19 protein-coding genes and 1 tRNA gene are annotated in these 16,961 nt (G+C 67.5%); 11 read left to right on the forward strand and 9 right to left on the reverse strand.

What is annotated here, in order from left to right; all coding sequences use genetic code 11:
- Positions 1–437: 437 nt before the first annotated feature.
- The 4 genes from IEW01_RS08035 to pdxH form a co-directional block, all read right to left on the reverse strand.
- Positions 438–514 (reverse strand) — tRNA-Pro (locus tag IEW01_RS08035).
- Between the two features lie 43 nt (positions 515–557).
- The gene (locus IEW01_RS08040; RefSeq protein ID WP_188527093.1) at positions 558–1,064 is read right to left on the reverse strand and encodes a DUF192 domain-containing protein; all 507 of its coding nucleotides are present in this window, start codon (positions 1,062–1,064) and stop codon (positions 558–560) included.
- Positions 1,061–1,603, reverse strand: a complete 543-nt coding sequence (locus tag IEW01_RS08045; protein ID WP_188527094.1) for a cold-shock protein — start codon at positions 1,601–1,603, stop codon at positions 1,061–1,063. The genes IEW01_RS08040 and IEW01_RS08045 overlap by 4 nt, the downstream gene beginning before the upstream one ends.
- Positions 1,604–1,749: 146 nt before the next feature.
- The gene (gene pdxH, locus IEW01_RS08050; RefSeq protein WP_188527095.1) at positions 1,750–2,355 is read right to left on the reverse strand and encodes a pyridoxamine 5'-phosphate oxidase; all 606 of its coding nucleotides are present in this window, start codon (positions 2,353–2,355) and stop codon (positions 1,750–1,752) included.
- 143 nt (positions 2,356–2,498) lie between these two features.
- On the opposite strand from pdxH, the gene fabI reads away from it, so the two are divergent.
- Both fabI and gpt read left to right on the forward strand, forming a co-directional pair.
- Entirely contained in the window at positions 2,499–3,323 is an 825-nt protein-coding gene (fabI, locus tag IEW01_RS08055) for an enoyl-ACP reductase FabI (protein WP_188527096.1), read from the forward strand.
- Positions 3,320–3,826 carry a xanthine phosphoribosyltransferase gene (gene gpt, locus IEW01_RS08060; RefSeq protein ID WP_188527097.1) on the forward strand — a complete coding sequence of 169 codons (507 nt, stop codon included), beginning with the start codon at positions 3,320–3,322 and terminating at the stop codon, positions 3,824–3,826. The genes fabI and gpt overlap by 4 nt, the downstream gene beginning before the upstream one ends.
- A gap of 78 nt (positions 3,827–3,904) precedes the next feature.
- Here the strand turns inward: gpt and IEW01_RS08065 are convergent, their stop codons facing one another.
- The 3 genes from IEW01_RS08065 to IEW01_RS08075 are packed head-to-tail and all read right to left on the reverse strand — an operon-like array spanning position 3,905 to position 5,968.
- Entirely contained in the window at positions 3,905–4,429 is a 525-nt protein-coding gene (locus IEW01_RS08065; RefSeq protein ID WP_188527098.1) for a gamma carbonic anhydrase family protein, read from the reverse strand.
- Positions 4,426–5,067, reverse strand: coding sequence for a guanylate kinase (gene gmk / locus IEW01_RS08070; protein WP_188527099.1), 642 nt, complete (start codon positions 5,065–5,067; stop codon positions 4,426–4,428). Before gmk ends, IEW01_RS08065 begins: the two co-directional genes overlap by 4 nt.
- Before the next feature lie 10 nt (positions 5,068–5,077).
- On the reverse strand, positions 5,078–5,968 hold the full coding sequence (locus IEW01_RS08075; protein ID WP_188527100.1) for a YicC/YloC family endoribonuclease: 891 nt from the start codon (positions 5,966–5,968) through the stop codon (positions 5,078–5,080).
- A gap of 188 nt (positions 5,969–6,156) precedes the next feature.
- Here IEW01_RS08075 and IEW01_RS08080 point away from each other — a divergent pair, with 188 nt between their 5' ends.
- Positions 6,157–6,903, forward strand: coding sequence for a PAS domain-containing protein (locus tag IEW01_RS08080; protein WP_188527101.1), 747 nt, complete (start codon positions 6,157–6,159; stop codon positions 6,901–6,903).
- A 70-nt stretch (positions 6,904–6,973) separates the two neighbouring features.
- Here IEW01_RS08080 and IEW01_RS08085 read toward each other — a convergent pair whose 3' ends face one another.
- Positions 6,974–8,347, reverse strand: a complete 1,374-nt coding sequence (locus IEW01_RS08085) for a class II 3-deoxy-7-phosphoheptulonate synthase (RefSeq protein ID WP_188527102.1) — start codon at positions 8,345–8,347, stop codon at positions 6,974–6,976.
- 179 nt (positions 8,348–8,526) lie between these two features.
- On the opposite strand from IEW01_RS08085, the gene IEW01_RS08090 reads away from it, so the two are divergent.
- Entirely contained in the window at positions 8,527–9,528 is a 1,002-nt protein-coding gene (locus tag IEW01_RS08090) for a GlxA family transcriptional regulator (RefSeq protein WP_188527103.1), read from the forward strand.
- Positions 9,529–9,550: 22 nt separating this feature from the next.
- On the opposite strand, the gene IEW01_RS08095 is transcribed toward IEW01_RS08090, so the two are convergent.
- The gene (locus IEW01_RS08095) at positions 9,551–10,666 is read right to left on the reverse strand and encodes a PQQ-dependent sugar dehydrogenase (RefSeq protein ID WP_188527104.1); all 1,116 of its coding nucleotides are present in this window, start codon (positions 10,664–10,666) and stop codon (positions 9,551–9,553) included.
- Positions 10,667–10,823: 157 nt separating this feature from the next.
- Between IEW01_RS08095 and IEW01_RS08100 the strand changes: the two genes are divergently transcribed.
- The 7 genes from IEW01_RS08100 to IEW01_RS08130 all read left to right on the forward strand — a co-directional run bounded on the left by IEW01_RS08100 (position 10,824) and on the right by IEW01_RS08130 (position 16,960).
- Positions 10,824–12,005 carry an ABC transporter substrate-binding protein gene (locus IEW01_RS08100; RefSeq protein ID WP_188527105.1) on the forward strand — a complete coding sequence of 394 codons (1,182 nt, stop codon included), beginning with the start codon at positions 10,824–10,826 and terminating at the stop codon, positions 12,003–12,005.
- Positions 12,006–12,104: 99 nt separating this feature from the next.
- Positions 12,105–12,887 carry an ABC transporter ATP-binding protein gene (locus tag IEW01_RS08105; RefSeq protein WP_188527106.1) on the forward strand — a complete coding sequence of 261 codons (783 nt, stop codon included), beginning with the start codon at positions 12,105–12,107 and terminating at the stop codon, positions 12,885–12,887.
- Positions 12,884–13,711, forward strand: a complete 828-nt coding sequence (locus IEW01_RS08110; RefSeq protein ID WP_188527107.1) for an ABC transporter ATP-binding protein — start codon at positions 12,884–12,886, stop codon at positions 13,709–13,711. The genes IEW01_RS08105 and IEW01_RS08110 overlap by 4 nt, the downstream gene beginning before the upstream one ends.
- 3 nt (positions 13,712–13,714) lie before the next feature.
- Positions 13,715–14,044 carry a hypothetical protein gene (locus IEW01_RS08115; protein ID WP_188527108.1) on the forward strand — a complete coding sequence of 110 codons (330 nt, stop codon included), beginning with the start codon at positions 13,715–13,717 and terminating at the stop codon, positions 14,042–14,044.
- Positions 14,044–15,054, forward strand: a complete 1,011-nt coding sequence (locus IEW01_RS08120; RefSeq protein WP_188527109.1) for a branched-chain amino acid ABC transporter permease — start codon at positions 14,044–14,046, stop codon at positions 15,052–15,054. The genes IEW01_RS08115 and IEW01_RS08120 overlap by 1 nt, the downstream gene beginning before the upstream one ends.
- Positions 15,051–16,361 carry a branched-chain amino acid ABC transporter permease gene (locus IEW01_RS08125; protein WP_188527110.1) on the forward strand — a complete coding sequence of 437 codons (1,311 nt, stop codon included), beginning with the start codon at positions 15,051–15,053 and terminating at the stop codon, positions 16,359–16,361. Before IEW01_RS08120 ends, IEW01_RS08125 begins: the two co-directional genes overlap by 4 nt.
- A complete protein-coding gene (locus IEW01_RS08130; RefSeq protein WP_188527111.1) occupies positions 16,358–16,960 on the forward strand; it encodes a nucleotidyltransferase family protein in 603 nt (200 codons plus the stop codon). The genes IEW01_RS08125 and IEW01_RS08130 overlap by 4 nt, the downstream gene beginning before the upstream one ends.
- Position 16,961: the final 1 nt, after the last annotated feature.

Here is a 16,961-nt window from a genome sequence, read left to right on the forward strand (position 1 = left end):
GGCTGCTCGATGCTAGACTTCTATCCCTACCCGCCGAGCGGCCACACTATATGTTGTGGCTCGCCGACCAGCCTGCACAAACTGGCGTAGGTAGCCGCAAAGATCAACGGAGATTTTTATCGTTTTTCGCTTGACTGGCCGGCCTCGGCGAGCCCGTCCGAGTCGGCTGTCGCGGCGGGCCCCGGAGCGGGTCGGGAAAGCGCCCGATATTTCAGGCGTTTCTTGCAGGTTGCTCGCAACACGCATGAGCCGGGGCGTCATCGTCCTGTTACCATCGGTTTTTCGGCGGGCGCGGCAGAGCGGCAACAGGCAAGCGCGCCAATGTTCGATTTGCGCAAGAATCGGGCAGGAAACATACTAGATATGGTCGGGCCAGATCGTAGTCTGCGCTGTATGTAGCGCGGGCCGCACGACTCACGAAGATCGGTGGGAGGATGTGGTCGGGGCGGCGAGATTCGAACTCACGACCTTCTGTACCCAAAACAGACGCGCTACCAGGCTGCGCTACGCCCCGACGAGGCTCTCCATACAGGCGCGCGCGGCGCGAGGGCAAGAGCCTATTGCGCGGCGATCCCGTCGCCGTCAGCGCATGCCCAGGCCGCCTCCGCGCCGAAGGCGGGATGGCGCATCTCGTCGCCCGGTCCGATGCCGATCGCCCCGGCCAGCCCGCCGCGGATCTCGAGCACCGCGAGCACCCCGTCGCCACCGCGGATCGGCGTGAGATCCCCCGGCACCGCCATCGGGTGCACGTGCTGGACCTTGCCCTCGGGCGTGACGAAGAGCATGTCGAGCGGGATCAGCGTGTTCTTCATCCAGAACGCCGGCGCGCCGGGCTGATCGTAGACGAACAGCATGGCATGGGACGCCGGCAGGCTTTCGCGGAACATCAGGCCGCGGGCCTGGGATTCGGGCGTGTCGGCGATTTCCACCGAGAATTGCGCCGCGCCCCAGTCGCCCCGGATATCCAGCCGATCGGGGGCGCAGGCCGTCGGCGCGGCCAGTGCCGCGCCGGTTGCGACGACGAGCGCCAGCGCCGCCGCCGCGAGGGCGCGCAGGGCGATCATCCCTCGCCGTCCGCCGCGAGCGCCGCATCCCATGCGGCCACGACCACGGCCATCCGGCCGCGCTCGCCCTCGATCACCCGCAGCGCCACCGCCTCGCCGGGCTGCAGATCGGCAAAGCCCGACCGGCGCAGCACCTCGATGTGAATGAACACGTCCTCGGGCTTGCCGAAGACATTGGCGAAGCCGAAGCCCTTGCCCTTGTCGAACCATTTCACCCGGGCCGGCTCCAACGGACCGGCGGAGTCAAGGTCGACAACCTCCTCCTCAAGCCCCTCGGCCGGCGCCACGCCGCCCTCGGGCGGCTCGATCGAGATCACCTCGACCGCCTGCATGCCGCGCTTGGTCGTCTGCGCCACGAGCTCGATCCGCGCCCCGTCGGCGACGGAACTCTGCCCGAAGTTGCGCAGCACGTTTGCGTGCAGGAGAATATCCGGCCCACCCTGCTCGGCCACGACAAAGCCGAAGCCTTTTGCCGCGTCGAACCACTTCACCTGGCCGCGCAGGGCCACCCGCGCCTCCGAATCGTGCTCGTCTGTCATTTCTTTCGCGTGTCCCGCGTTTTGTTCGCATCCCCAACCAATTAATTGGTTCAGATCGTTGTCGGTTGCAAGCAACCTTCACCTGTATTTTTGGACAGGTCACCGATCAGGGGGGATCTTGCCGACGCATCCCGCGCCCGATCCAATCACGGGTTGAGCCGGCTCACTTCCCAGGGCTGCCCCGGCGCGGCCCGCCGCCAGCGGAACCGGTCATGCAGGCGGAAGGCGCCATCGGCCCAGAACTCGATCTCGACCGGACGGATCCGGTAGCCGCCCCAGAACGGCGGGCGCGGCGGGTGGGTGCCGAGCCGCGGCGTGATCCTGGCGACCTCGGCCATCAACGCGGTCCGCGACGACAGCGGCTGGCTCTGGTGCGAGGCCCAGGCGCCGAGCCGGCTCTTCAGCGAGCGCGAGGCATAATAGGCATCGGCCTGCGGGCCCTCCTCGCGTTCCACCGTTCCGCGCACCCGGATCTGCCGGCGCAGGCTCTTCCAGTGGACCACGAAGGCGGCCTTGCCCGCGGCCTCGATCTCGGCCGCCTTGACCGAGCCGTAATTGGTGTAGAACACGAAGGCGTCGGCCTCGATCTCCTTGAGCAGCACCATGCGCACGTTGGGCAGGCCCTCCGGGTCGACGGTGGCGAGCGCGATGGCGTTGGGATCGTTCGGTTCGCGTTCGGTCGCCGCGTCGAGCCAGTCCTGCGCGATGCGAAACGGGTCGTCGCCCGCGAAAATCCCGCCCCGGTCGCTCATCCGAACCTTCCCCCGATCCTTCCCGGTGCCGCGGCGCGCCGCGGTGTCAGCCAGCCTGTATTCCCCGCTCCCGGCAGGCTTGAAGCCTCCGGGGCAATGACGTAGACCGGCTTAACCGAAAGCGAGCGGACGGGGAACAGCGAATGTCCAACGGGTTGATGAACGGCAAACGCGGTCTGATCATGGGCCTGGCCAATGACAAGAGCATCGCCTGGGGCATCGCCCGGGCCTGCCGCGAGGCGGGGGCCGAACTGGCCTTCTCCTACCAGGGCGACGTGGTGAAGAAACGCGTGCTGCCGCTGGCCGAGCAACTCGGCTCCGATCTCGTGCTGCCCTGCGATGTCGGCGACGACGCCTCGATCGACGCGCTGTTCGAGGCGCTAGAAGCCAAGTGGGGCAAGCTCGACTTTCTCGTCCACGCCATCGGCTATTCCGACAAGGCCCAGCTCCGGGGCCGCTATGCCGAGACCACGCGCGACAATTTCCGCGTGACGATGGATATCTCGGTCTATTCCTTCACCGCCGTCGCCAATCGCGCCGCTCGGCTGATGACCGACGGCGGCAGCATCGTGACGATGACCTATTACGGCGCCGAGCGGGTGATGCCGCATTACAACGTGATGGGCGTGGCCAAGGCCGCGCTCGAGGCCAGCGTGCGCTATCTCGCCGAGGACTTCGGCAAGGACGGCATCCGCGTCAACGCCATCTCCGCCGGGCCGATCAAGACGCTGGCGGCCTCGGGGATCGGCGATTTCCGCTATATCCTGAAGTGGAACGAACTGAACTCGCCGCTGCGGCGCACGGTGTCGATCGACGACGTGGGCAAATCGGCGCTCTACCTGCTCTCCGATCTCGGCTCGGGCGTGACCGGCGAGACCCACCACGTCGACGCCGGCTACCACGTCGTCGGCATGAAGGCCGTGGATGCGCCCGATATCGACGCCACGGCGGGGAGGAAAGAAGAATGAACGACCGCCTGCCGCACGAGAAGGGCTTTCACGTCTCCTGGGACCAGATCCACCGCGACAGCCGCGCACTGGCCTGGCGGCTCGATCACCAGGGCCCGCTCGAGGACGGCGCGTGGAAAGCCGTGGTCGCGATCACCCGGGGCGGCATGGCGCCGGCGATGATCGTCAGCCGCGAGCTCGATATCCGCATGGTCGACACGATCAGCGTGAAAAGCTACCAGCACCAGAGCCAGTCGGAGCCGGTGGTGATCAAGTCGCCCGACATGGACGTGGTCGGCGATGGCACCGGCGTGCTCATCGTCGACGACCTCGTCGATACCGGCCGGACGCTGGAAGTGGTGCGCAAGCTGATGCCCAAGGCGCATTTCGCCACCGTCTACGCCAAGCCCAAGGGCAAGCCGATGGTCAACACCTACATCACCGAGGTGAGCCAGGACACGTGGATCTTCTTCCCGTGGGACATGGCGCTGCAATACGTCGAACCCTATCGCGGCAAGGATTGAGACGCGCGTTTTTCGTACGAAAAACGCCACGGAAAACGTCCGTTTTCCGTGGCGAAATCCGGACGGATTTCGGCCCCGTCAGCCGATGGCCTTGAGGCCCGCCCGGAAGCGCGCCGCGTTCTCGCGGTAGCGCCGGGCGCTGTCGAGAAGCGCCGCGCGGGCGGCCTCGTCGAGATCGCGCACCACCTTGCCCGGCTCGCCCATCACCAGCGCGCCATCGGGGATTTCCTTGCCCTCCGTCACCAGCGCCCCGGCGCCGATCAGGCAGCCCTTGCCGATGCGCGCGCCGTTGAGGATCGTCGCGCCCATGCCGATCAGGCTGCCGGCGCCGATCTCGCAGCCATGCAGCATCGCCTTGTGGCCCACCGTCACGTCGCGCCCGATCACCAGCGGGTAGCCCGGATCGGTATGGCAGACCACGTGGTCCTGCAGGTTCGAGCCCTCGCCCACGGTGATCGTCTCGTTGTCGCCGCGTAACGTGGCACCGAACCAGACCGAGGCCCCGGCTTCCAGCACCACCTTGCCGATCAGGTTGGCGTCGGGCGCGGCCCAGCTGGTTTCGTGCAGGGTGGGGGCGATACCGTCGAGCGCGTAAAGGGTCATGTCAGTTCCTCGAATTCCGACTGCAGCGCGCGCACGTGCTCTACTAGCTCGGGTCTCTGAGGCGTTCTCATGCGCGTTACGGTGACGATCTGCACCAACCTGTCTAAAGTATCTTCAAGATCATCGTTCACAAGTACGAAATCGTAACCATCCCAGTGGCTGATTTCGTCCCAACTCTTGGCCATTCGTTCTACGATGGTTCGGTAGCTGTCTTGCCCTCTCTCGACCAAACGGCGATGCAATTCCCCTATGGACGGCGGCAACAAAAAAATCGACAGAGTGTGAATGCCCAGGGGCGAATTCTTGATCTGCTGGGCACCTTGCCAATCGACATCGAAGAGAACGTCTTGGCCCCCTTCTATAGCATTGCGCACAGGCCCCTGCGGCGAGCCATAGAAATTGCCGAAGACGTGGGCATGCTCCAGCATCTCGCCATCCGCCACCATGGCCTTGAACGCTTCGGGCGTGGTGAAGTGGTATTCTCGTCCGTCCACCTCTGCCGGGCGCGGCGCGCGGGTGGTGGCGGAAACCGAGAAGACGATCTCCGGGTCCCAGTCGCGCAGCCGTCGCGCCAGCGTCGATTTTCCCGCCCCCGAGGGCGACGACAGGATGATGAGTAGTCCGCGCCGCTTGGCCATGTGCCCTGCCCTATTCCACGTTCTGAACCTGTTCGCGCATCTGGTCGATCAGCGCCTTGAGATCGAGGCCGATGCGGGTGAGCTCCTGGAATTGCGCCTTGGAGCACAGCGTGTTGGCCTCGCGGTTGAATTCCTGCATCAGGAAGTCGAGCTTGCGGCCGCAGGCCTCCTTGCCTGCGAGCAGGCTGCGGGCCTGGCCGACGTGGGCGGCGAGCCGGTCGAGTTCCTCGCGCACGTCCGATTTCACCGCGATCAGCGCCAGTTCCTGCGCCACCCGGTCGGGATCGGCGGCTTCGGTGTTGTCCATCACCCGGGCGAGGGCGGCGCGCAGGTTGGCCGCCTGCGCCTCGCGCCGCGCCTCGGCGGCGGCAACGCCCGCGGACACCAGCGCCTCGATCTCGTCGAGCTGGGTTTCGAGCACCGATTTCAGCGCCGCCCCCTCGTGCGCGCGCATCTCGTTGAAGGCCGCGAGCAGGCCGGGCAGATCGGCGACCAGCGCGGCGCGCAGCCCGGCACTGTCCTCCGCCTCGGGCACGGCATCGCTCACCCCGCGCATCTGCGCGATCTCCACCGCGCTCGGGGCCGCCAGAACGATCCCCCGCGTCACGGCGGCTTGCGAGACCTCCACCAGCATCGACAGCGCGCGGTCGAGCGCCGCGGCATCGAGCGCCACGCCGCCGGCCGCCGCCTCGCGGGTAAGCTTGAGCCCCACCGAGACGCTGCCCCGCGTCACCGCCCCCGCCAGTGCCTTGCGCACGGCGGGCTCCAGCCCCTCGATCCAGTCGGGCAGTTTCAGCCGCAGATCGAAGCCGCGGGCGTTGACGGCGCGGATATCCCAGGCCCAGCTCCAGGCCGCGTGGTGGCCCTTGAGCGCGGCGAAACCGGTCATCGAGTGTATCATGGCGGGTTAACCAATCGTTTAGATTCTCCCGCAACTTCGCACGAAATTGTGGCAGATTGGGGCTGTAGCGGCCCATGACGCGTCTTCGTTAGCAGACCGCCCGAACCGGGGCAACCGAGACCGCGCGGGGCCGCACTGGCCCGCGGCACGCGCCCGGGCTCACCACAACGAAACGCGGGAGAGGCACGATGATCGACTACGTGAAGGACGACAAGGTAATCTCGCTCACCCCGATGCGCCGGCGCGCGCTGTTCCCGGCGATCGGCGTGGTCGATGCCTATTGGGAGGGCCTGCGCGACGGCCGGCTGATGCCCACGCGCAGCGATGTCGATCCGCGCGGGATCGCCGAGGTGCTCGAATTCGCCTTCATTCTCGAAAAGATCGCGCCGGGAGTGGCCCGCATCCGCCTCGCCGGGCTTCATCTCAACGAGATCATGGGCATGGAGGTGCGCGGCATGCCGGTGACCGCCCTGTTCCTGCCCGAGGCCCGGCGCGAGATCGCCCGGGTGCTGGAGACCGTGCTCGACGAGCCGGCCGTGGTGCGGCTGGCGCTGAACAGCCAGGGCAGCTTCAGCCTGGCCGGGCTCGAGGCGCAGATGATCTTCCTGCCGCTGCGCGATGAAAGCGGGCGGCCGATGCGCATTCTCGGCGCGCTGCAGGCGCGCGGCGAGATCGGCCGCGGCCCGCGCCGCTTCACCATCGCCGATATCGAAACCAAGCCGCTGATGGCCGACCCGCTGACCGCGCGCGCCCCCCGTCCCGGGCCCCCGGTCGATCGCGCGCCCCAGGGCGCCGGGATCGGTGACGACGCGCGCCCTTCCAGCCCCCACACCGAGGCGCTCCGCCGCCAGATCGCCGAGATCCGGCGCGCCAGCGAAGACGGGGATCGGCGCGCCAGCCACCTGCGCCTCGTGCACAACACGGCGGAGGACTGAACGCGGCCGGGCATGAAAAAGCCCCGGCCGCGCGGCCGGGGCTTTCGTCATCGTCAGGGTGCGGCGCGGCTCAGCCGGCGACGGCCTTGCGCGCTTCGGGCAAGACCCGTCCGGCCAGTTCCTCGGCGACGAGGAAGGCAAGTTCGAGCGCCTGCGAGGCGTTGAGCCGGGGGTCGCACACGGTGTGATAGCGGTCCGAGAGGTTCTCGTCCGACACCGCCTGCACGCCGCCGGTGCATTCGGTCACGTCCTTGCCGGTCATCTCGAAATGCACCCCGCCCGGAATCGTGCCCGCCTCGCGATGGACGGCGAAGAACTCCTGAACCTCGGCCAGCACCCGCTCGAACGGCCGGGTCTTGTAGCCCGAGGCCGACTTGATCGTGTTGCCGTGCATCGGATCGCAGGACCAGACCACCTCGGCGCCCTCTTCCTTCACCGCCTGGATCAGGCGCGGCAGGTGCTCGGCCACCTGCCCCGCGCCGAAGCGCGCGATCAGCGTCAGCCGCCCCGGTTCGTTCTCGGGGTTGAGCGTGGCCATCAGCCGCTTGAGATCCTCGGGCGTCGTCGAGGGACCGGCCTTGAGACCGATCGGGTTGATCACGCCGCGCGCGAATTCCACGTGCGCACCATCGGGCTGGCGGGTGCGGTCGCCGATCCAGAGCATGTGCCCCGACCCGGCCACGACCTGCCCGGTCGTCGAATCAACCCGGGTGAGCGCCTCTTCGTATTCGAGCAGCAGGCTTTCGTGGCTGGTGTAGAAATCCACCGTCTGCAGCGCGTGCGCGGTGTCGCCGTTCACCCCGGCGGCGCGCATGAAGCTCAGCGTGTCGGAAATCCGTTCCGCCATCTCGCGGTATTTCTCCGCCTCATCGCGCTCGGTGAAGCCCAGCGTCCAGCTGTGCACCTTGTGGATATCGGCATAACCGCCGGTCGAGAAGGCGCGCAGGAGGTTTAGCGACGCCGCCGACTGGGTGTAGGCGTGCAGCATCTTGAACGGATCGGGCAACCGCCCCTCGGGCGTGGCCTCGAGATCGTTGATGATGTCGCCGCGGTAGGAGGGCAGTTCGACGCCGTTCACCGTTTCGAACGCGGCCGAGCGCGGCTTGGCGAATTGCCCCGCCATCCGACCCACCTTCACCACCGGAACCTTGGCGCCGTAGGTCAGCACCACCGCCATCTGCAGGAGCACCTTGAAGGTATCGCGGATGGTGTCGGCGGAGAACTCGGCGAAGCTCTCGGCGCAATCGCCGCCTTGCAGCAGGAAGGCCTCGCCGCGCGCCGCCTTGGCCAACTCGGCCTTCAGCCGCCGCGCCTCGCCGGCAAAGACCAGCGGCGGATACTTGGCCAGTTGCGCCTCGACCTCGGCCAGGCGGGCCTGGTCGGGATAATCGGGCATCTGCACCCGGGGCTTGCTGCGCCAGGAAGATTTGGTCCAGTCCGTCATCGCCGTCTCCGTCAGCTTGTTTCGCGGGCCGTTAGCGGCAACAGGCCCGACAAGTCGGGGCCGGTATACGCGGGCTTGGCCAGCGGTGCAAAGCAAACTTGACCGTCCGGTGCATCTTGCGCGCGGGCGGCAAAGCTGTTGTGCTTCTTCCAGTTTGGCCGCAACGAGGAACGCGCGCAATGAGTCGAAGAGCCATCAGCGATGCGCCGGGCGACCGCCCGACCCGCCGTTTCGTTTTCGTGCTGCTGGAGGAGTTCACCCTGCTCTCCTTCGCCGGCGCGATCGACGCGCTGAGGCTGGCCAACCGTTTTCTCGGCTATGAGGCCTATAGCTGGACGCTGGCGGGCGAAGGCGGCGACGTGGCCACCTGTTCGGCCGGGTGCCGGGTGCAGCTCGACTGCGGCCTCGAAGAGCTGCGCCATTCCGACACCGCGGTGATCTGCGGCGGCGTGAACGTGGCGCGGCATACCTCGAAGAAGCTGGTGTCGTGGCTCCGGCGCGAGGCGCGGCGCGGGGTGTCGATGGGCGCGTTCTGCACCGGGGCGCACGCCCTGGCGGAAGCCGGCCTGCTCGATGGCAAGCGCGCCACGATCCACTGGGAAAACCACGACGGATTCGCCGAGGATTTCACCGAGGTCGATCTTGCCCGCTCGGTCTACGTGATCGACGGCAACCGGATGACCACCGCCGGCGGCACCGCCTCGATCGACCTGATGCTCGCGGTGATTTCGCAAGATCACGGCCCGGAAGTGGCCAACGCGGTCGCCGACCAGCAGATCTACACCTCGATCCGCACCGACCGCGACACCCAGCGCCTCTCGGTGCCCACCCGCATCGGCGTGCGCCACCCCAAGCTCGCGCAGGTGATCCAGGCGATGGAGGGCCATATCGAGGAGCCGGTGAGCCCGTCGCGGCTGGCCGCCGATGTCGGGCTTTCGACCCGCCAGCTCGAACGGCTGTTTCGCCGCTACCTCAACCGCTCGCCAAAGCGCTATTACATGGAGCTGCGGCTGCAGAAGGCGCGCAACCTGCTGATGCAGACCGACATGAGCGTGATCAACGTGGCGCTGGCCTGCGGCTTCACCTCGCCCTCGCATTTCTCGAAATGCTACCGCGCGCATTACGAAACCACGCCCTACCGCGAGCGCGGCTCCAACGCCGGCAAGAGCGCCGAGGCCTGAGCCGGGATCATTCCCCGGTCTTTCACGGCGCGGGCGAAATCCGGAACACGCCCTCGCGCCCGACCGAGAGAAACCAGATCGACCCGTCGGGCGCCTCGCGCACATCGCGCACCCGGGCTGTCTCGCGGGTGCGCAGGCCCTCCTCGTCGCCGGTGGCGGGATCGAGCACGGCGATGTAGTCGAACTTGAGGCTGCCCACCAGCATCCGCCCGGCCCAGTCGGGCCAGAGCGCGCCGGAATAGACCGCGAGCCCGGAGGGCGCGATCGACGGGTCCCAGTAATGCACCGGCTGCGCCATGCCTTCCGCTTCGGTGCCGATGCCGATCGTCGTTCCGTTGTAATTGCGCCCGTAGGCGATCACCGGCCAGCCGAAGTTCACCCCGGGTTCGACGCGATTCACCTCGTCGCCGCCCATCGCGCCGTGCTCGACCAGCCAGAGGGCCCCGTCCGGCCCGAGCGCGGCGCCTTGCGCGTTGCGGTGGCCGTAGGACCAGATTTCCGGCCGCGCGCCGGCGACGCCTGTGAAAGGATTGTCGTCCGGCACCGTGCCGTCGCGCATCAGCCGCACCACCGTGCCGTTGTGGCGGCTGTTGTCCTGCGCCAGATCGGCCTCGCCACGATCGCCGATGGTGAGGAAGATGTGGCCCTCGGCGCCTTCGACGATGCGCGAGCCGAAATGCTGGCCGCGCCCGCCACCCGGCGTCATCTCGAAGATCACCCGAAGATCGGCCAGCGCATCGCCATCGGCGTTCAGGCGCCCCACCGCAAGCGCGGTGCCCGCGCCGCCCGGCTGGGGTTTGGAGAAGCTGAGGAACACCTCGCGGCTGGTGGCGAAATCGCGCGGCACCATCACGTCGAGCAACCCGCCCTGCCCGCGCACCCAGACCTCGGGCGTGCCGCCGACGCGCACCCGCTCGCCGTCCGGCCCGACCCGCCATAGCGTGCCGCCGCGTTCGGTGACGAGAAAACCGCCATCGGGCAGGAAGGCGAGCCCCCAGGGTTCGCGAAAGCCCTCCGCCACGGGCGCGATCAGCAGCCGGCCCACGCTGGCCTCGACGGTTCCGGCGACGAGGGGGGCGGGCCCGGCGAGCAGGGCCAGAATCAGGGCGAGGGAGCGGGGTAGTGCGGAATGTTTCATGGCCCCAGTCTTGCCCGTGATTGACGCCACGGCAACGTGCTGCACGCAATCGTGAGACCCCAATACGCGGATAGAAGCCGACCGCTAAAGGCTTCCATTTTGTGACAAAGACGCTAGGGTGAGGGCCGGAAAATATGACCAACTTGGGAGAAAAAACATGAAAAAGCTGCTCATGGCGTCCGCCGCGACGCTGATCGCCACCGGCGCCTTCGCCGAAGATGTGAAGATCGGGGTGATCCTCGGTTACACCGGCCCGCTGGAATCGATCACGCCTGCCATGGCGGACGCGGCCGAACTGGCGATCAGCGAAGCCAACGAATCGGGTAAATTCCTCGATGGCATGACGCTGGTGCCGGTGCGCGCCGACTCGACCTGCATCGACAGCGCCGCAGCCTCCGCCGCCGCCGAGCGCCTGATCACCACCGACGGCGTGGCCGCCATCATGGGCGCCGACTGCTCGGGCGTGACCGGCGCAATTCTCGCCAACGTGGCGATGCCGAACGGCGTGCCGATGATTTCGCCCTCGGCCACCTCGCCGGCGCTCTCCACCGCCGAAGACAATGGCCTGTTCTTCCGCACCGCCCCGTCGGACGCGCGCCAGGGCGAAGTGCTCGCCGCGATCCTTGCCGACCGTGGCGTGAGCGAAGTGGCGATTACCTACACCAACAACGATTACGGCAAGGGTCTTTCCGACGCTTTCACCGGATCGTTCGAAGCGGTGGGCGGCTCGGTCACCACCGCGGTGCCGCATGAAGACGGCAAGGCGGATTACTCGGCCGAAGTCGGCGCGCTGGCCTCGGCCGGCGGCGAAGTCCTGATGGTGTTCGGCTACTCCGACCAGGGCGGCAAGGGCGTGATTCAGTCGGCGATCGACAGTGGCGCCTTCGACACCTTCGTGATGGGCGACGGCATGTTTTCCGAAGTCCTGCGCACCGATATCGGTGATGGGCTGGTCGGTTCCTACGGCACGATCCCGTGGTCGGAAGGCGAAGGCACCAAGGCCTTCACCGCGCTCGCCAACGCCGCCGGCATCAACCCCGACAGCTCCTTCACCCGCGAAAGCTACGACGCCGCCGCGCTGCTGGTGCTGGCCGCGATGAAGGCCGGCGAGGCCACCCCGGCCGGGATCGCCGCCAACGTGATGGATGTGGCCAACGCCCCGGGCGAGCTGATCCTGCCGGGCGAACTTGGCAAGGCGTTCGAGATCCTCGCCGCTGGCGGCGATGTCGACTACGTCGGCGCCTCCAACGTCGAGCTGATCGGACCGGGCGAAGCCGCGGGCACCTACCGTGAATACGACGTGACCGACGACGGTTTCGAAACCGTCAAGTTCCGCTGATCCAAGTGGCGCACTGACGAACCGCACAGCCCGGGGACGACCCCCGGGCTGTGCTTCATCCGGCGGGAGGGGGAACCCGCAGCAGACGGGGTGGGATCTGTGATCACGGTTGAAAACCTGCACAAGCATTTTGGCGGCTTCCATGCCGTCGACGGCGCGTCGCTGACCATCGAGAAAGGCTCGATCACCGGGCTGATCGGCCCGAACGGCGCGGGAAAAACAACGCTTTTCAATGTCGTCGCCGGGGTTCTTCAACCCACCTCGGGCCGCGTCACGATGGAGGGCGAAGACATCACCGGCCTGCCGCCGCACGAGCTCTTCCATAAGGGCCTGCTGCGCACCTTCCAGATCGCGCATGAATTCGCCTCGATGTCTTGCCGCGAGAACCTGATGATGGTGCCGCCCGGCCAGGCCGGCGAAAGCCTCTGGGACACCTGGTTCGGCCGCAAGCGGATTGCCGAGGAAGAGCGCGCGCTGCGCGCCAAGGCCGACGAGGTGCTGGAGTTTCTCACCATCGAACACCTCGCCGACCACAAGGCGGGGCAGGTTTCCGGCGGCCAGAAGAAGCTGCTGGAACTCGGCCGCACGATGATGGTCGATGCCCGGATCGTGTTTCTCGACGAGGTCGGCGCGGGCGTGAACCGCACCCTGCTCAACACCATCGGCGACGCGATCATCCGCCTCAACAAGGAGCGCGGCTATACCTTCGTGGTGATCGAGCACGACATGGATTTCATCGAGCGGCTTTGCGATCCGGTGATCTGCATGGCCGAGGGCAAGGTGCTCGCCGAGGGCAGCCTGGGCGAGATCAAGGCCAATGAACACGTGATCGAGGCCTATCTCGGCACCGGTCTGAAGAACAAGGACAAGGTCGAAGCATGAGCCAACCCTTCGACGCCCCCGGCTACAACCGCGATTCCACCATCGTGAACCCAAAGGGGCAAGGCGAAATGAGGGCCGGGCCGCAGCACGGCAAGGCCAAACCCGCCCCCGGCGGCCCGTTCCTGATCGGCGACAAGATGACCGGCGGCTACGGCAAGAACGGCCCCGACATCCTCACCGATTGCACCATCGCGGTGGACAGCGGCGAGATCGCCGTCATCGTCGGCCCCAACGGCGCGGGCAAATCCACCGGCATGAAGGCACTGTTCGGGATGCTCTACCTGCGCGCCGGCAGCGTCCGGCTCGACGGCGAGGACATCACCGATCTCACGCCGCAGGCGCGGGTGGCAAAGGGCATGGGCTTCGTGCCGCAGAACAACAACATCTTCACCTCGATGACGGTGGAGGAAAACCTCGAGATGGGCGCCTTCATCCGCCGCGACGACATCACCGAAACGATGGAGCAGGTCTACGACCTGTTCCCGATCCTGAAGGAAAAGCGCAACCAGCCTGCGGGCGAGCTTTCCGGTGGCCAGCGCCAGCAGGTGGCGGTGGGGCGCGCACTGATGACCCGGCCCAAGGTGCTGATGCTCGACGAGCCCACCGCCGGCGTCTCGCCGATCGTGATGGACGAGTTGTTCGACCGGATCATCGAAGTTGCCCGCACCGGGCTGCCGGTGCTCATGGTTGAACAGAACGCCCGCCAAGCTCTTGAAATCGCGGATAAAGGTTTTGTTCTCGTGCAAGGTCAGAACGCCCACACCGGGACCGGCAAGGAACTCCTCGCCAACCCCGAGGTGCGCCAGAGCTTCCTTGGGGGCTGACGGATGAAAGCCGCCGCCCTCGCCTTCGCCTTGCTTGCCGGCCCCGCCCTCGCCGGGCCGGTCTGCACCTTCACCGAGGAATGCTACATGTCGCTCGGCTGCGCGGCGACCGACCTGGAACTGACCGTCGACCACAAGGCGGCCCGGATCACGACCGTGGCCGAAACCCTCGATATCCTGCACGTCGAGGATGGCCCGGCGCAGCAGATCGTCGCGCGCGGCTCCGGCGCCCTGCACCTGCTGACGATCGGCGCCAATACCGCGCTCTACACCCTCCATATCGGCGCGGGCCCCGCGTCGATCACCTACATCGGCACCTGCGGAGACGATTGATGGATTTTCTGAATGCCATCGTGGCGCTGTCCAATTACGTGCTGATCCCGGCCATCGCCTATGGCAGCCAGCTCGCGCTCGGCGCGCTCGGGGTCACGCTGATCTACGGCATCCTGCGGTTTTCCAACTTCGCCCATGGCGACAGCATGGCCTTCGGCGCGATGGTGACGATCCTGTTCACCTGGTGGTTCCAGTCGATGGGGATCACCCTCGGCCCGCTTCCGACGGCGCTGCTCGCCCTGCCCTTCGGCATCCTCGGCGCCGCCGCGCTGTTGCTGGCCACCGACCGCGTCGTCTACCGCTTCTACCGACGGGTGAAGGCCAAGCCGATCGTCTTCGTGATGGCCTCGATCGGGGTGATGTTCATTCTCAACGGCCTTGTACGCTTCATCATCGGCCCGGGTGACCAGCGATTTGCCGACGGCGAACGCTTCATCATCTCGGCGCGCGACTTTCGCGAATGGTCCGGGCTGAGCGAGGCCCTGGTGCTGAAAACCTCGCAGGGCATCACCATCGTCACCGCCGTGGTGGTGGTGGCGGTGCTGTTCTGGTTCCTCAACCGCACCCGCACCGGCAAGTCGATGCGCGCCTTCTCCGACAACGAGGACCTGGCGCTGCTCTCGGGGATCAACCCCGAGCGGGTGGTGATGTACACCTGGCTCATCGTTGCCGCGCTCGCCACCATCGCGGGCGTGCTCTACGGGCTCGACAAGAGCTTCAAGCCCTTCACCTATTTCCAGTTGCTGCTGCCGATCTTCGCCTCCGCCATCGTCGGCGGCCTCGGCAGCCCGCTCGGCGCCATCGCCGGGGGCTTCGTCATCGCCTTCTCCGAGGTGATGGTCACCTATGCCTGGAAAAAGGTTCTTGGCTACCTGCTACCTGACAGCCTCGCGCCCGACGGGCTGGTGCAGCTTCTGTCCACCGACTATAAGTTCGCGGTTTCCTTCGCGATCCTCGTGGTGGTGCTCCTGTTCAAACCCACCGGGCTGTTCAAGGGGAAATCGGTATGAGCGTGAACTGGAAAAACATCGGCCTGTTCGGCGTCGTCGCCCTGCTCCTGCTCTGGACCGGGCTGTTCCAGAGCTGGAACTCGGCGCTCCTGATCATCAACATGGGCCTGATCTCGGCGATCATGGCGCTCGGGGTCAACATGCAGTGGGGCTACGCCGGGCTGTTCAACGTCGGTGTCATGGGCTTCGTGGCGCTCGGCGGGCTCGCGGTGGTGATCACCTCCGAGGCCCCGGTGGCCGAGGCCTGGGCGGCGGGCGGACCGCGGGTGCTCGCCGGGCTCGCCTTCGCCGTCGGCGTGCTGGCCGCCGCCGTCGCGCTCTACAAGCGCATGGCGCCCGGCCGCAGCCGCGCGCTTGCGCTCACCGTGCTGCTCGTCGGCGGCTTCTTCGCCTACCGCGCGATCTTCGATCCGGCGGTCGATGCCGTCGAGTCGGTGAACCCGGCCGCAACCGGCTATCTTGGCGGGCTCGGCCTGCCGGTGGCCGTGGCCTGGCTGGTCGGCGGCCTGCTCGCAGCCGGGGTGGCCTGGGCGATCGGCAAGACCGCGCTCGGCCTGCGCTCCGACTACCTCGCGATCGCCACGCTCGGCATCTCCGAGATCGTGATTGCCGTGCTCAAGAACGAGGAATGGCTGGCGCGTGGGGTGAAGAACGTCAACGGGCTCGACCGGCCCTGGCCGGTGCCCTACGAGGTCGACCTTCAGCAGAGCGCGGAGTTCGTCGACTGGGCCACAGGCTGGGGCCTCGACCCGGTGATCACCTCCTCGATCGTGGTCAAACTCGCCTTTGCCGGGCTCTTCATCATCGTGCTGGCGGTGCTGATGTGGATGAGCCAGGCCGCGCTCAACTCGCCCTGGGGCCGGATGATGCGCGCGATCCGCGACAACGAGGTCGCCGCCGAGGCGATGGGCAAGGACGTCACCCGCCGCCACCTGCAGGTGTTCATCCTCGGCTCCGCCGTGATCGGCATCGCCGGCGCGATGATGACCACGCTCGACGGGCTGTTCACCCCCGGCACCTACCAGCCGCTGCGCTATACCTTCCTGGTCTGGGTGATGGTGATCGTCGGCGGCTCGGGCAGCAACTGGGGCTCGGTGCTGGGCGGCTTCGTGATCTGGTTCTTCTGGGTGCAGGTCGAACCGCTCGGCCGCTGGCTGATGGACATGCTGACCTCCGGGATGGCAGCGGATTCGGCGCTGCGCGCGCACCTGATCGACTCGGCGGCGCATATGCGGCTGCTCACCATGGGGGTGATCCTGCTGCTGGTGCTGCGCTTCAGCCCGCGCGGGCTGATCCCCGAGAAGTGACCCGACCGGCGATCCTCGTTCTGGCCGCCGGTCGGGCCACGCGGATGCGCGGCCGCGACAAGCTGATGGAGGAGGTCGCGGGCCAGCCGCTGCTTGCCGAGCGGGTGGCGACAGCGCGCGCGACCGGCGCCCCGGTCTGGGTGACGCTGCCGCCGCGCGCCGAAAGGCCCGGCCGCTGGGCCGCGCTCGAAGGCGCCGGGGCCGGGCTGATCGAGGTGGGCGACGCCGATAACGGCATGTCGGCGAGCCTCAGGGCCGGTCTCGCGGCCCTGCCCGCCGATTGCCCGGCGCTCCTGGTGATGCTGGCCGACATGCCGGAGATCACCACGGCCGATATCACCGCCCTGCTCGCCCCCTTCGACGGCACCACGATCCTGCGCGGCGCGAGCGCCGAGGGGCGCCCCGGCCACCCGGTGCTGTTTCCCGCGCGCGACTTTCCCGCCCTCGCTGCGCTCACCGGCGACGCCGGCGCGCGCGACCTGCTCCGCGCCGAGGCCGGCCGGGTGCGCCTCGTGCCGCTACCCGCCCGCCATGCCCTCACCGACCTCGACACGCCCGAAGACTGGGCGGCTTGGCGCGCCGCGCGCCCACGGGGCTGAC

It is taken from the genome of Sinisalibacter lacisalsi (genome assembly GCF_014640115.1).
GTDB classification, from domain to species: domain Bacteria; phylum Pseudomonadota; class Alphaproteobacteria; order Rhodobacterales; family Rhodobacteraceae; genus Sinisalibacter; species Sinisalibacter lacisalsi.

Coding starts and splice junctions, on each gene's coding strand:
- IEW01_RS08065 (WP_188527098.1), bottom strand. CDS start 4,429: ATGACCCTTTACGCGCTCGACGGTATCGCCCCCACCCTGCACGAAACC.
- gmk (WP_188527099.1), bottom strand. CDS start 5,067: ATGGCCAAGCGGCGCGGACTACTCATCATCCTGTCGTCGCCCTCGGGG.
- IEW01_RS08085 (WP_188527102.1), bottom strand. CDS start 8,347: ATGACGGACTGGACCAAATCTTCCTGGCGCAGCAAGCCCCGGGTGCAG.
- IEW01_RS08040 (WP_188527093.1), bottom strand. CDS start 1,064: ATGATCGCCCTGCGCGCCCTCGCGGCGGCGGCGCTGGCGCTCGTCGTC.
- IEW01_RS08075 (WP_188527100.1), bottom strand. CDS start 5,968: ATGATACACTCGATGACCGGTTTCGCCGCGCTCAAGGGCCACCACGCG.
- IEW01_RS08120 (WP_188527109.1), top strand. CDS start 14,044: ATGGATTTTCTGAATGCCATCGTGGCGCTGTCCAATTACGTGCTGATC.
- gpt (WP_188527097.1), top strand. CDS start 3,320: ATGAACGACCGCCTGCCGCACGAGAAGGGCTTTCACGTCTCCTGGGAC.
- IEW01_RS08095 (WP_188527104.1), bottom strand. CDS start 10,666: ATGAAACATTCCGCACTACCCCGCTCCCTCGCCCTGATTCTGGCCCTG.
- fabI (WP_188527096.1), top strand. CDS start 2,499: ATGTCCAACGGGTTGATGAACGGCAAACGCGGTCTGATCATGGGCCTG.
- IEW01_RS08045 (WP_188527094.1), bottom strand. CDS start 1,603: ATGACAGACGAGCACGATTCGGAGGCGCGGGTGGCCCTGCGCGGCCAG.
- pdxH (WP_188527095.1), bottom strand. CDS start 2,355: ATGAGCGACCGGGGCGGGATTTTCGCGGGCGACGACCCGTTTCGCATC.
- IEW01_RS08115 (WP_188527108.1), top strand. CDS start 13,715: ATGAAAGCCGCCGCCCTCGCCTTCGCCTTGCTTGCCGGCCCCGCCCTC.
- IEW01_RS08100 (WP_188527105.1), top strand. CDS start 10,824: ATGAAAAAGCTGCTCATGGCGTCCGCCGCGACGCTGATCGCCACCGGC.
- IEW01_RS08090 (WP_188527103.1), top strand. CDS start 8,527: ATGAGTCGAAGAGCCATCAGCGATGCGCCGGGCGACCGCCCGACCCGC.
- IEW01_RS08110 (WP_188527107.1), top strand. CDS start 12,884: ATGAGCCAACCCTTCGACGCCCCCGGCTACAACCGCGATTCCACCATC.
- IEW01_RS08080 (WP_188527101.1), top strand. CDS start 6,157: ATGATCGACTACGTGAAGGACGACAAGGTAATCTCGCTCACCCCGATG.
- IEW01_RS08125 (WP_188527110.1), top strand. CDS start 15,051: ATGAGCGTGAACTGGAAAAACATCGGCCTGTTCGGCGTCGTCGCCCTG.